Origin of the sequence: Brevibacterium metallidurans, from assembly GCF_037101285.1 — a bacterium.
Taxonomy (GTDB): Bacteria; Actinomycetota; Actinomycetes; order Actinomycetales; family Brevibacteriaceae; genus Brevibacterium; species Brevibacterium metallidurans.
The window spans coordinates 154,126-166,972 of the sequence record NZ_BAAAAF010000002.1 but is presented as its reverse complement, the minus strand read 5'-3'; the positions used below and the strand labels follow the sequence as shown (position 1 = coordinate 166,972).

The 12,847-nt window shown below is 68.1% G+C and carries 10 protein-coding genes; 5 read left to right on the top strand and 5 right to left on the bottom strand.

From position 1 onward, the window contains the following. Positions 1-189 precede the first annotated feature (189 nt). Genes AACX88_RS03370 through AACX88_RS03360 form a run of 3 tightly spaced genes read left to right on the top strand, consistent with a single transcriptional unit; the run spans position 190 to position 4,795 of the window. Positions 190-393, top strand: a complete 204-nt coding sequence (locus AACX88_RS03370) for a hypothetical protein (protein ID WP_339391695.1) — start codon at positions 190-192, stop codon at positions 391-393. A gap of 3 nt (positions 394-396) precedes the next feature. Then, entirely contained in the window at positions 397-1,749 is a 1,353-nt protein-coding gene (gene glnA / locus AACX88_RS03365; RefSeq protein ID WP_339391694.1) for a type I glutamate--ammonia ligase, read from the top strand. 4 nt (positions 1,750-1,753) lie between these two features. Continuing rightward, entirely contained in the window at positions 1,754-4,795 is a 3,042-nt protein-coding gene (locus AACX88_RS03360) for a bifunctional [glutamine synthetase] adenylyltransferase/[glutamine synthetase]-adenylyl-L-tyrosine phosphorylase (protein WP_339391693.1), read from the top strand. Positions 4,796-4,834: 39 nt separating this feature from the next. Here AACX88_RS03360 and AACX88_RS03355 read toward each other — a convergent pair whose 3' ends face one another. Both AACX88_RS03355 and glnA (AACX88_RS03350) read right to left on the bottom strand, forming a co-directional pair. Then, the gene (locus AACX88_RS03355; protein WP_339391692.1) at positions 4,835-6,304 is read right to left on the bottom strand and encodes a mycothione reductase; all 1,470 of its coding nucleotides are present in this window, start codon (positions 6,302-6,304) and stop codon (positions 4,835-4,837) included. A 119-nt stretch (positions 6,305-6,423) separates the two neighbouring features. Then, positions 6,424-7,848: a type I glutamate--ammonia ligase gene (glnA, locus tag AACX88_RS03350; RefSeq protein WP_339391691.1), complete on the bottom strand. Its 1,425-nt coding sequence runs from the start codon at positions 7,846-7,848 to the stop codon at positions 6,424-6,426. 142 nt (positions 7,849-7,990) lie between these two features. Here glnA (AACX88_RS03350) and AACX88_RS03345 point away from each other — a divergent pair, with 142 nt between their 5' ends. After that, entirely contained in the window at positions 7,991-8,431 is a 441-nt protein-coding gene (locus tag AACX88_RS03345) for an RDD family protein (protein ID WP_339391690.1), read from the top strand. A gap of 177 nt (positions 8,432-8,608) precedes the next feature. Here AACX88_RS03345 and AACX88_RS03340 read toward each other — a convergent pair whose 3' ends face one another. From AACX88_RS03340 to lipB, 3 genes are read right to left on the bottom strand one after another with little or no spacing between them, the layout of a single operon-like run. Next, positions 8,609-9,340: a DUF4191 domain-containing protein gene (locus AACX88_RS03340; RefSeq protein ID WP_339391689.1), complete on the bottom strand. Its 732-nt coding sequence runs from the start codon at positions 9,338-9,340 to the stop codon at positions 8,609-8,611. A 55-nt stretch (positions 9,341-9,395) separates the two neighbouring features. Continuing rightward, positions 9,396-10,448, bottom strand: coding sequence for a lipoyl synthase (gene lipA, locus AACX88_RS03335; protein ID WP_339391688.1), 1,053 nt, complete (start codon positions 10,446-10,448; stop codon positions 9,396-9,398). Between the two features lie 10 nt (positions 10,449-10,458). Further along, the gene (gene lipB, locus AACX88_RS03330; protein ID WP_339391687.1) at positions 10,459-11,097 is read right to left on the bottom strand and encodes a lipoyl(octanoyl) transferase LipB; all 639 of its coding nucleotides are present in this window, start codon (positions 11,095-11,097) and stop codon (positions 10,459-10,461) included. A 156-nt stretch (positions 11,098-11,253) separates the two neighbouring features. Here lipB and AACX88_RS03325 point away from each other — a divergent pair, with 156 nt between their 5' ends. Then, the gene (locus AACX88_RS03325; RefSeq protein ID WP_339391686.1) at positions 11,254-12,807 is read left to right on the top strand and encodes a hypothetical protein; all 1,554 of its coding nucleotides are present in this window, start codon (positions 11,254-11,256) and stop codon (positions 12,805-12,807) included. Positions 12,808-12,847: the final 40 nt, after the last annotated feature.

Here is a 12,847-nt window from a genome sequence, read left to right as displayed (position 1 = left end):
CATGCGAAAAATTACGGAAACGTACACTTCTGAGTCTCTCGGGACCGGTCGCAGGGGAGACTGCCCCGGCACGGGGCCCGCATGCACCGATCAGGGCCGACACCTCGGCGATCACCCCTGGCAGGAGGCCTGCGAACCGGTAAGCTGACACCGTCAGGGCACCACGACACGAACGACGGAAGGCCGGTCATGGGACTGTTCAAGGATATCGACGAAGCGAACTCGAAGTGGTACTTCAACACTGCGACCGGCGAGGTCGAACAGGGTCTCGTCAGCGACTGGACCCACCGGATGGGCCCGTACAACACCGAAGCCGAGGCCAAGGACGCCCTCGAACAGGCGAAGAAGCGCAACGAGGAGTGGAACGAAGCCGACGAGAAGTGGAACGGCTGATCGATGTCGAAGCAGGAAGAGTTCGTCCTCCGCACCGTCGAGGACCGTGAGGTCCGGTTCATCCGGCTGTGGTTCACCGACGTCCTCGGCGGGTTGAAGTCGGTGGCGATCGTGCCCGCCGAACTCGAAGGGGCGTTCTCCGAGGGCATCGGCTTCGACGGTTCGGCGGTCGAAGGACTCTCCCGGGTCTATGAGGCCGATATGGTCCTCAAACCCGACCCCTCGACGTTCTCACTCCTGCCCTGGCGCGGAGAGACCGAACCGACGGGCCGGATGTTCTGCGACATCCATGTCCCCGGCGGCGAACCGGCGAAGGCCGATCCCCGCAACGTCCTCAAGCGCACGCTCGAGGCCGCGGCGAAGAAGGGCTTCACCTTCTACGTCCACCCCGAGATCGAGTTCTACCTCTTCCGCTCCGGCGACCTCGACTCCGGCAACGGTTCGCTCGGTGCTCCCGTGCCCGTCGACACCGCCGGCTACTTCGACCACGTCAACGGCGGGACCGCCAACGACTTCCGGCGCTCGGCGGTGACGATGCTCGAGGCGATGGGGCTGTCCGTCGAGTTCTCCCACCACGAGGCGGGGCCGGGTCAGAACGAGATCGACCTCCGCTACGCCGATGCGCTGACGATGGCCGACAACATCATGACCTTCCGCTCCGTGATCAAGGAGGTCGCGATCGCCCAGGGCGTCTACGCCTCCTTCATGCCCAAGCCGATGCCCGACCACCCCGGCAACGGCATGCACACCCACGTCTCCCTCTTCGAAGGGGAGAACAACGCCTTCTTCGAACCCGGGGCGACCTACCAGCTCTCGAAGACCGGCCGCCAATTCATCGCCGGCCTCCTCCACCATGCGGCCGAGATCACCGCGGTGACGAACCAGTACGTCAACTCCTACAAACGGCTGTGGACCGGCCACGAAGCGCCCTCCTACATCTGCTGGGGCCACCGCAACCGCTCGGCACTCGTCCGGGTCCCGCAGTACAACTCGGGCAAGTCGTCCTCGGCCCGCGTGGAGTACCGCGGCCTCGACTCCTCGGCGAACCCGTACCTGTCCTACGCGCTCATGCTCGCCGCCGGTCTCAAGGGCATCGAAGAGGACTACGAGCTGCCCGAAGAGGCCGAGGACAACGTGTGGCTGCTCTCGGACACCGAACGCCGTGCCATGGGCATCCGCGCCCTGCCCGCCAGCCTCGCCGAGGCGCTGGAGATCATGGAGGGCTCCGACCTCGTCGCCGAGACCCTCGGTGAGGAGGTCTTCGACTTCTTCCTGCGCAACAAGCGCCAGGAGTGGACGGAGTACCGGGCGCAGGTGACGCCGTACGAGCTCAGCAAGCACTTCTCCGCGATGTAGACCGATGGCTCGGATCACCTCCCGGACTCCTGCCGCCTCCGCCTCGGCGAACCGCTTCCTCGACGACATCGACGGTGTCCTCGGTCTGCCGCTGGCCACCGACTCCCGGTTCGTCGACCTCGTCGAGGCCACCCCCGACCCGCATCAGGCGGCCCTCGGCCTCCTCCGCGTGCTCGAGCAGACCGACGACGACGGCGCCGCCTTCGTCGAGGCGGCCGGCGCCGGGGGACCCGGGCCCGTGAGCGCGGACGACCTCAACCGCCCGCTGCTCGCCCGACTGCTCCGCGTCCTCGGCACCTCCGAGGCGATGGTCGACCACCTCGTGCGCCATCCCGACTCGCTGGGTCTCCTGCTCGAACCGGCCCCGTACCTGATGATCTCCACCCCGCAGGCCTCCGCGAGCGCGCTGCGGCACACCCTGCTCGGGGCCGTCGGTGCCGATGCCGACACCTCCGCCCCCCGCGCCGAGCACATCGGCACCGACGGCACCGCCCGCCTGCGCCGCGCCTACCGCGACGTGCTTCTGGGCCTCATGGCCGACGACCTCTTCGCGGAATCGCCTGAGGAGATCGTCGACCTCGTCACCGCCGTCCTCTCCGACCTCGCTGCGGCCGCGATGGAGGCCGCACTGGCGATCGCGCGGGCTGAGCTCGACCCGACAGGCGAGGTCCGCCTCGCCGTCATCGCCCTCGGCAAGACCGGTGCCCGGGAACTCAACTACGTCTCCGACGTCGACGTCGTCTTCGTCCTCGCCTCCGACTCGAGCGACGAGCAGCGCCGGGTGGCCACGGAGATGGCCCAGCGAATGCGGGCGATCCTCTCCGATCCCGGTGCCGAACCCGCGCTGTGGGAGGTCGACACCGCCCTGCGGCCCGAAGGCAAGGCCGGCGCACTCGTGCGCACGATGTCGGAATACGAGCACTACTACTCCGACATCGCCAAGAACTGGGAGTTCCAGGCGCTCCTCAAGGCCCGGCCCGTCGCCGGGGACCCCGAGGTCGGGGAGGCATTCGCCGATACGTTCGGCCCGCAGGTGTGGGTGGCAGCCGGTCGGGAGGGCTTCATCGATGGAATCCGGGCGATGCGACGCCGCGTCGTCGATCTCATCCCTGCCGCCGAGGCGCCCCGACAGATCAAGCTCGGACGCGGGGGACTGCGCGACGTCGAGTTCTCCGCCCAGCTCCTCCAGCTCGTCCACGGGCAGAGCGACGATGAGATCCGCACCCCGAACACACTGCTCGCCCTCGCCGCCCTGGGGGAGCACGGCTACATCGGTCAGGACGACGCCGCCGCGTTCTCCGCCGCCTACCGCTTCATGCGCGTCGTCGAGCACCGGGTACAGATCCCGCGCATGCTGCGCAACGCGCTCATCCCCGATGACGAGACGAAGCTGCGGATGCTCGCCCGCTCCGTGTTCTCCTCCGGCACCCGGTCCGGCGCGCGCCTCGAGGAGACCCGCCGGGACTACTCGAAGCAGGTCACCCGACTCCACGACCAGATCTTCTACCGGCCCATCCTCGACGCCGCAGTCGGCGTCCACGGCGCCGTCGTCGACGCCCACCACCGCGGGACGAGCCTGCAGGCTGCCGCCGACCGGCTGCGGGCCTTCGGCTACCACGACCCGCAGGGCGCGCTGGGCCACATCAAATCGCTGACGACGGGCATGTCGCGCACCGCGCTGGTCATCAAACAGGTCCTGCCCGCCCTGCTCGACTGGTTCTCCGACGGGGTCGACCCCGATGCCGCGCTCCTGTCGTTCCGTCGCCTCACCGACTCCCTGTCCTCCTCGGGCTGGTTCCTCAAGATGCTCCGCGATTCGGGACTGGCCGCGAAGTCCGTCGCCGAGGTGCTCACGCTCTCCGGCTATGCCACGGAGCTGCTGCTGCGCCAACCGGCGGCGGTCGCCTGGCTCGACGACTATCGCAGCCTCGCGGCCCGGGATCCTGAGGTCCTCGGAGCCGAGATCGACGGGCTGCTCTCCCGTCACCGGGGGTCCGCCGTCTCGCGGATCCGCGAGACCTACTCGCGCGAACTCCTCCGCATCGCCCTGCGCGACGTCCTCGACGTCGGCGACCGGGCGGAGGTCCCCGGAGACCTCTCCGATCTCATGGACCTCGCCGTGTCCGGGGCACTGCAGGCCGTGCGTCTCGACCTCGACGACGAGACGATCCCCGCCTACGACTTCGCCGTCGTCGCGATGGGCCGCTGGGGCGGGCGGGAGATCGGCTACTTCTCCGACGCGGATGCGATGTTCGTCTACCGTGCCCACGACGAGGGTCTCGACGCCGAGACGCGGGCGAAGCTGAGCAAACACGTGAACAAGGTCGCCCTGCAGCTGACCTCGCGCCTCAAGGCGAGCGAAGGCGCCAAAGGCATCGACCTCGACGCCGACCTGCGCCCCGAGGGCAAGAACGGCCCGCTTGTGCGCACGTTCGCCTCGTACCAGTCCTACTATGCGAAGTGGTCCGAGCCGTGGGAGGCCCAAGCTCTGCTGCGCGCCCGCCCAGTGGCCGGTGACGACGCTCTCACCGCGGACTTCACCGCACTCATCGACCCGCTGCGCTATCCCGCACAGATGTCGACGAAGGCGCTCACCCAGGTGCGCACGCTCAAGGCGCGGATGGAGGACGAACGCCTGCCCAAGGGGGCCGACAAGCGTCGCCATCTCAAGCTCGGCCGCGGCAGCCTCTCCGATGTCGAATGGACCGTCCAGCTGCTCCAGCTCCGCTACGCCCACTCGGTGCCGGGACTGCGGACGACCTCGACGCTGCCGGCGCTCATGGTCGCAGCTGAGGCAGGGCTCATCCCCGCCGAGGATGCCGCGGAGCTCGCCGCCGCCTGGCAGCTGGCCACTGATGTGCGCTCAGCCGTGATGCTCTTCCGCGGCCGCACCGCCGAAGCGCTGCCCGACGAACACTCCGAGCTCGAAGCCACCGCCCGGCTCCTCGGCTACCCCGCCGGGGCCGGCCGGGAGCTCGAGGACGACTACCTGCGGGCGACTCGCCACGCCCGAGCGGTCATGGAGCAGCGCTTCTACGAGTTCTGAACAAGTCGCCGGCAGGCGACACACCGCGGCGGGCGATGCTCACCGGTCGGCGAAGTCGAGTCCGAGCAGAGCGTTCTCGACGACCTCGGGCAGGGCCGGGTGGATCCAGTACTGCCCACGAGCCACCTCGTCGGCGGGCTGATCGAAGGCCATCGCCTGGATGAGGGGTTGGATGACCATCGTCGCCTCATGTCCGACGATGTGCGCGCCGAGGATGCGGCGGGTGGCGCGATCCGCGATGACCTTGACGATCCCCGGGTCGTCGGCCATCGCCCAACCGTAGGCGACATCGGAGAAGTTCTGGACCTTGACGGTGACGTCGTGCCCGGCTGCGCGCGCTTCGTCCTCGGTCATCCCCACGGTCGCGACCTGCGGTGAGGTGAACACCGCTGCGGGGACGGCATGGTGATTGGTTCTGCGCAGGCCGTCGAGCGCGGCGGAGCCGGGAGAACCTGCGAGGACGTCGGCGTGGAGATTGTCGCCGACGACATGGGCTTCGTGGTTGGCGACGTGCTTGAGCTGGAACGGGGAGCTGATGTCGCCGAGGGCGAAGACCCCGGGGACGGGGGCATCCCCGGACAGGACCCGCTGGAACTCGTCGACGACGAGGCGGCCCTCTGAGTCGACGTCGTAGCCGACCTCGGCCACCCCGAGACCCTCGGTGTTGGGTTCGCGGCCGATCGCGACGAGGACGACCTCGGCGGTCACGGAGTTCGGTACGTCGACCTCGTCGACCCGGCCGCTGGGTTCGAGCGTGACCTCCACCGAGCCCTCGCCGACGCGGAACGACGTCGCCTCCGCACCGAGGATGACGTTGTGGTCTGCGGTGAAGAGGCGGGTGAACTCGGCCGAGGCCTCCCCGTCGATGCTGCGCAGCAGTCTGGGGCTGCGGGCGATGACGGTCACCTCGGTGCCGAAGCTTGCGAAGATGTGCGCGAACTCCATCGCGATGACCCCGGAACCGACGATGGCCAGGCTCTCAGGACGCCGAGGCAGACGCATGATCGAGTTCGAGGTGACGATCGGGTATCCCGGGGTGTCGACGCGGGCGGGATCGAGACCCGGGACCTCGGGAAGGATGGGGGAGGCGCCGGCGGCGATGACGATGCGATCGGCGGTGAGCTCCTCACCCGAGGCGGTGCGCACGGTCTTCTCGGCAACGAAGTGGACGTGCTCGGGGATGACGGTGACGTTGGGCTGTCGGTCTCCGCTGCGGTAGGCCCGTCCGCCGGCTTCGATCGCGTCGACGCGGGAGAAGATCCGTTCCTGGAGAGCCTGCCAGTCGACGCCGGTGAACGCGGTGTCGACGTTGTAGCGGCCGCCGCGGCCGGCCTGCTCGGCCAGGGTCGCGGGGTAGACGAACATCTTCGTGGGAATGCACCCGACATTGAGGCAGGTGCCCCCGAAGTGCCATTCCTCGGCGATCGCGATGCTCAGATCGGCGAATCGGTCGTCGAGGAACATGTTCCCCGATCCGGTGCCGATGACCAGGAGATCGAAATGCGTCATAGTCCGTCCTCGCAGCAGGTGGTCCTCCGCCCCAATCCGCGGACACGGAAGGGGCGCCACGGGTGGAACCCGTGACGCCCCCACTGTATTCCCTCAGCCGGTCGCGGTGAGGTGTCGGCTCACACCCCGAAGTAGAGCTCGAACTCGGTCGGGGTCGGACGCAGACGTGCGACGTCGATCTCGTTCTCGCGCTTGATGCGGATCCACGTCTCGATGAGATCGGGCGTGAACACGTCACCGGCGGTGAGGAAGTCGTGGTCGCGTTCGAGCTCGTCGAGCGCCTCGTCGAGGGACGCCGGGACGAGCTTGATGTCCTTGGCCTCCTCCGGGGGCAGTTCGTAGAGGTCCTTGTCGATCGGCTCCGGCGGTTCGATCCGGTTGCGGATGCCGTCGAGTCCGGCCATGAGCTGCGCGGAGAACGCGAGGTAGGGGTTCGACGACGGGTCGGGCACACGGAACTCGAGGCGCTTGGCCTTCGGCGAGGAACCGGTGACCGGGATGCGGATCGCCGCCGAACGGTTGCGAGCCGAGTAGACGAGGTTGACCGGGGCCTCATAGCCGGGCACGAGGCGACGGTAGGAGTTGATCGTCGGGTTCGTGAAGGCGAGCACGGCGCCGGCGTGCTCGATGAGGCCGCCGATGTACCAGCGGGCGAGGTCGGACAGGCCCGCGTAGCCGTTCTCGTCGTAGAACAGGGGTTCGCCGTTCTTCCACAGCGACTGGTGGCAGTGCATGCCCGATCCGTTGTCGCCGAAGAGCGGCTTGGGCATGAACGTCACCGTCTTGCCGTACTCGTCGGCGGTGTTCTTGATCACGTACTTGAAGTCGAGCAGCTGGTCGGCGGCATGCTGGAGGGTGTTGAACTTGTAGTTGATCTCCTGCTGACCGGCGGTGCCGACCTCATGGTGGGCGCGCTCCATCTCGAAGCCGATGGTCTCGAGCGTCATCGACATCTGGTCGCGGATGTCGGCGAACTTGTCCTGCGGGGAGACGGGGAAGTAGCCGCCCTTGTACGGCGTCTTGTAGCCGAGGTTGCCGCCGGGCTCTTCGGCGCCGGTGTTCCAGGCGGCTTCGACCGAGTCGATCTCGTAGAAGCTGTGACCGGGGGAGTTCTGGTAGCGGATCGAGTCGAACATGTAGAACTCGGCCTCGGCACCGTAGTAGACGGTGTCGGCGATCCCGGTCGACTGGAGGTACTTCTCGGCCTTCGCCGCGACCTGGCGGGGGTCACGCGAGTACGGCTCATCTGTGAAGGGGTCGACGATCGAGTGGGTGACCACGAGCGTCTTCGCCTCGCGGTAGGGGTCGATGAACGCCGAAGCGACATCGGCGAGCAGCTTCATGTCGGACTCGTGGATGCCCTGGAATCCCGTGATCGAGGACCCGTCGAAGAGGAGGCCTTCGGTGATCTCGTCCACGCCGTACGAGGCGGCGGGCAGATTGAAGTGCTGGACGACACCGGGCAGGTCGCAGAAGCGGACATCGACGAAACGGACGTCGTTCTCCGCAATGTAGTTGACGAGTTCTTCAGCAGACGAGAACACTTAGGTCTCCTAGTTAGACGAGTGGTCGGTTGACCCTGACCACCGTCCATCCTAGTAGTCGAGAAGTGAAGCCGTGATGACGGTCATGTTTCGCGGATGTTTCCTGAGGATTCTCCCACGCCGCCTTCGGTAGGCTGGCAGGGTGATCAATCGCGACGACCTCGGGTCCTGGCTGCAGGGCCCACAGATCAACAGGGAAGAGGGCGACTGGCCCGGACGCAGACTCGGTCTGCCCGAGACCGGTCGGCATTCGATCGCCCCCGCATGGCGGCGTCTGCTCGCCCTCATGGTCGACTGGTTCATGTGCCTGGCGATCGCCGGCGCGATCGGCTGGAACAACCCGTTCCTCGCCCCGGCGATCTTCGCGATCGAGAACATCCTCCTCGTCTCCACCCTCGGCTACACCGTCGGCCACCGCCTCTTCGGCATCGAGGTGCGCCGTCTCGACGGCCGGGTGCCCGGGTTCCTGCCGGCCCTCATCCGCACCGCCCTCGTCGTCCTCGTCCTCCCGGCGCTCATCTTCGACCGCGACCACCGCGGTCTCCACGACCTCGCGGCGCGCACCGTCATCCTCCGCCGCTGACGCACTCAGCCGCTGACGCACTCGGCCGCTCAGCGGCCCCTGCCGGCCGGCCCGGCGGACCGCCTCGGCGAAACCCGGAGCACAGGCGAAACCGGTAGCACACCGAACGCACATCGGCCCCGACTCGAATCGAGTCGGGGCCGATGTCGCAACCAGTGCGGAGCAGCGTCCAGCGGATCAGCGTCCGCGCATCGCCTTGTGGTTGGGGCGGGCCTTGTTCGGATCGATGCCCTTGGGGATCGGCGGCCGCGAACCCTGGGTGCCGAGAGCCGAGAGGCGGTTGCGCACGGCGAGCACCTCGGCGCGGTTGAGCTTGCGGGGGAGCTTGTGCACGGTCGAGACGACCTGCTTCATCTGCAGCTGTCCGTCCTCGTTGCCGCCCTGCAGGGTGTGCACGGGAACATTGGGCAGGATGCGCTCGTGGCGCTTCTTCTCCTTGGCCAGCAGCTTCGCGCTCCGAGCCTTCGGGCCCTCGCTGAGCAGCACGACACCGGAGCGACCGGTCGAGCGGAAGACGATGTCGCGGCTCTTCGGGTCGATGGCGATCGGCTTCTCGTCCATGAGGTATCCGCGGCGAGCGGTGTTCAGCACGGCGCCGAACGCGCCGGGCTGGCCTTCCATCTGCGCGAACGCGGCGGTCTCGGCGAAGCGGCCGAGCATGAACATGCCGAGCAGGAGACCGACCATGAGGCCGAGGATCGTCGTGAAGACCGCGCCGCCGAAGACGAGTCCGGCCATGAGACCAACGAGGGTGCAGCCGAGGATCGCGGCGGCGAGCAGCCACGGCGTCGCCTTGTTGTGCTTGGCCGCGAGGTCGTAGACCTGGCGCATCTGCGCCAGACGGCCCGGCTTCTTGTTCGGATCCTTGGGCTTGCGGCGGAACAGTCCCTTGCGCGGTTCTTCGCTCATTCTCTCACTTGCTCTTGACGGGCCGGCGGGCGCCCGGACGCGTGTCCGGGACCACTCATTGCTCAGCAGTCAAGTCTACCTCTTCGCCACCGCCGAACATATCCACGACGGCCTGCGCCTCCTGGCGGGCGGGCGTGTGCTTGTCGAGGTGGGCCAGATGCGCGGGGATCTCCTCGCCGCGGTGGCGCATCGCCGTCGCCCAGAGGCGACCGGCGCGGTAGGAGGAGCGCACGAGCGGCCCGGACATGACACCGAGGAACCCGATCTCCTCGGCGGCGTCGCGGAGCATGACGAAGTCGGCGGGCTTGACCCACCGGGTCACCGGATGGTGCCGGGGGGAGGGACGCAGGTACTGGGTGATCGTGATGATGTCGCAACCGGCGTCGTGGAGGTCCTGGAGGGCGGAGATGATCTCGTCGTTCGTCTCGCCCATGCCGAGGATGAGGTTCGACTTCGTGATCAGGCCGGCCTCCCGAGCCTGCGTGATGACGGAGAGGGAGCGCTCGTAGCGGAAGGCGGGGCGGATGCGCTTGAAGATGCGCGGGACCGTCTCGACGTTGTGGGCGAGCACCTCGGGGCGGGAGGAGAACACCTCGGCGAGCTGGTCGGGCTTGGCGTTGAAGTCGGGGATGAGGAGTTCGACACCGGTGCCGCGGCCGTCGACGTAGTCGAGGTCGTGGATCTGACGCACCGTCTCGGCGTAGAGCCAGGCGCCGCCGTCGGGCAGGTCGTCGCGGGCCACGCCCGTGATCGTCGAGTAGCGCAGACCCATCTCGCCCACGGAGGCGGCGACGCGGCGGGGTTCGTCGGCGTCGAAGTCCGCGGGTCGGCCCGTGTCGATCTGGCAGAAGTCGCAGCGCCTCGTGCACTGCTCGCCGCCGATGAGGAAGGTCGCCTCACGGTCCTCCCAGCATTCGAAGATGTTGGGACAGCCCGCCTCCTCGCACACGGTGTGGAGGTCCTGCTTGCGCACAAGGGACTTCAGCGAGGTGTATTCGGGTCCGATGTGGGCCTTGGCCTTGATCCAGGCGGGCTTCTCCTCGATCGGCGTTTCCGAGTTCCGTGCCTCGACACGGAGCATGCGGCGGCCTTCAGGTGCGATCGTCACGTCGGTTCTCCTAAGCGGTGATGGTCTCGTGGAGGATCTCGTCGAGCCGGGGGGCGACCTCTTCCGGGGTCACGGTGCGTCCGAGCTCGGCGCTCATGGTCGTGGTGTCGGCGTCGGTGATCCCGCAGGGAATGATCGAGGAGTACGCGCCGAGGTCGTTGCTGCAGTTCAGGGCCAGACCGTGCATAGTCACGCCTTCGTGGATGCGGATGCCGATGGCGCCGATCTTGCGGTCGCGGCGGGTTCCGTCGCCGAGGATCCACACCCCGGCCCGTCCCTCGACCGTCGTCGCCTCGATCCCGTATTCGCCGAGGAGGCGGATCATCGAGTCCTCGAGCTGGGCGACGAAGAGGCGGACCTCTTTGGGATCGTTGAGTCGGTAGATGAAATAGGCGACGAGCTGTCCGGGCCCGTGCCAGGTGATCTTGCCGCCGCGGTCGACGTCGACGACTTCGGTGCCGTCGGTGGGCCTCTCGTGGTCCTCAGTGCGCTTGCCGGCGGTGTAGACCGGCGGATGTTCGAGGAGCAGGATCGTCGATTCCCGCGTCCCGGCGAGCACGTCTTCGTGATACTTCTTCTGCAGGTCCCACGTTCGGCGGTAGTCCGAAAATGCCGGTGCGAACCCGAGAATCTCTGTGGCCAGTGGCATGCCACCACAATATGCCCCTTGTTCGGGGTGTTCAATTGCGCAGAACATGACCCTCGACACCTTTTCCCGAGCCTCGTCATTGACATATCAAACGTCATCAATCACTATCTAAGTACATTGATTGCAATGATCGTTCATCGATGGGGATGACGAACTATGACATGGCATTACGAAGCCACGATCGCCGAGGTGGTCCACCGCCTTCGCGACGACACCGGGGAGTCCGTGTGGGGCGTGGTCAACGACGGCTTCGACGCTGGCAGCGAGGCGGCTCTCGGCACCGCCGAGGTGCTCCTGCCGACCGGGGAGGCCTCGGTCCTCCTCGTCGAGCCTCTGCCCGGCGGGTTCGTCCTCGACGTCGTCCGCGCCTTCCACGGACTCACCGAATCCGAGATCCGCACGCTCGTGCGCGGCCTCGCCGATGAGCTCGCGCGCGTCGACGACCCGAGCGCCCGCCTCGGTCTCGCCTGCCTCGGCCTCGACGAGGAGGGCCGGCCGCGCATCATTCCCGGAGTGCGGCATCCGCTGGAGACCTCGGTGCGTCGCGCGGTGGGCGAGCTCATCTACCATGCCGCGCACGGCTCGCCGTGGAGTGAGTCGCTGCTGCCTGTCGACGTCGCCCTCGCCTCCTGCAGTCCTCAGCTGCGCAGTCTCGTGGCCGGTCTCTTCGACGACGTCCCGCCGCCGCGTACGGGTGCGGACATCGTTCTCAGCTCTGTCCTCGCCGAGGTGGTGCCTCAGCTCAGCCTGCTGCCGGCGCCCACCCCGCTGCCTTTGGTGCCTGCGGCCAGGGACCTCGATCCGGCGCAGGCGATCACGGCGCGCCTGCGGGCGACACCGGCGCCGTCGACAACCGGGCCGTCAGCGCCCGACCGGACAGCCGCAGGTGCGGGGTCACGAGTCGCGGCAGGCGGTGGTGCCGCCGCGTCGGGGCCTGCGGCACTCCGGGAGGCCGCGGTGAAGAACTCGCCGTGGCGGCGGCGCAACGGGTCGGGCGCTCGGTCACGCACCGGCGCAGGGGACTCCCGCGCCGACCACGGGCGACACGGTCGTAGAACCCTTGGTCGGCCCGGGGCAGGAGCACCGACCGCTGCGTGGTCGCGAGTGAGCTCCTTCGTGCGCGATCGGCTCCGTGCCCGCACCCTGACGACGGTCGGCATCGCCGCGGCGATGGTCGTGGTCCTCATCGGCGGACTGCTCATCACTCGTGCGTGGTCGGACTCTCAGGCACCGTCGGCGGAACCGATCGCCGGGACCCGAACCGATGGGGGAGCCTCGCCCGAGAACGGCGATGGTCGACCGTCGACAGCGGCGCCCTCGCCGTCGACCGCGGCGCCCTCGCCGTCGACCGCGGCGGCGCTGTCGGATGCGGACGTCGGGGACCGCCTCGGCGAACTCTGTGCTGCCCGGGCCCGCGCTCTCGGAGCCGGCGATGCGAAGGGCCTGGCGGCACTCACGGTGCCGGGCTCCTCGGCAGCACTCGCCGATGAGCTCATCGACCTCACAGCGTTCGCCGGTGGGACCTATGCGATCACGGTCGAGGATGTGCAGGTGCGCGAGCGCAGCGCGTCCACGGTCACGGCCGCCGCACGGATGTCGACGAGCGCGACGACGGACGGGGAGAAGAGGAGCTTCGAGGCGCGCGACGTCGTCTTCACCCTCACCCTCGATTCGGGAGTGTGGAAGATCGCCGAGGTGATCGAGGAGTGAATGACCGAAGGGGCCGGTCGGATGACCGGCCCCCAACGGG

What these genes read in the sequence shown, in the direction of transcription:
- glnA (WP_339391694.1), top strand. Translation starts at nt 397, where the DNA reads ATGTCGAAGCAGGAAGAGTTCGTCCTCCGCACCGTCGAGGACCGTGAG.
- lipB (WP_339391687.1), bottom strand. Translation starts at nt 11,097, where the DNA reads ATGCCACTGGCCACAGAGATTCTCGGGTTCGCACCGGCATTTTCGGAC.
- AACX88_RS03360 (WP_339391693.1), top strand. Translation starts at nt 1,754, where the DNA reads ATGGCTCGGATCACCTCCCGGACTCCTGCCGCCTCCGCCTCGGCGAAC.
- AACX88_RS03340 (WP_339391689.1), bottom strand. Translation starts at nt 9,340, where the DNA reads ATGAGCGAAGAACCGCGCAAGGGACTGTTCCGCCGCAAGCCCAAGGAT.
- AACX88_RS03325 (WP_339391686.1), top strand. Translation starts at nt 11,254, where the DNA reads ATGACATGGCATTACGAAGCCACGATCGCCGAGGTGGTCCACCGCCTT.
- AACX88_RS03355 (WP_339391692.1), bottom strand. Translation starts at nt 6,304, where the DNA reads ATGACGCATTTCGATCTCCTGGTCATCGGCACCGGATCGGGGAACATG.
- AACX88_RS03370 (WP_339391695.1), top strand. Translation starts at nt 190, where the DNA reads ATGGGACTGTTCAAGGATATCGACGAAGCGAACTCGAAGTGGTACTTC.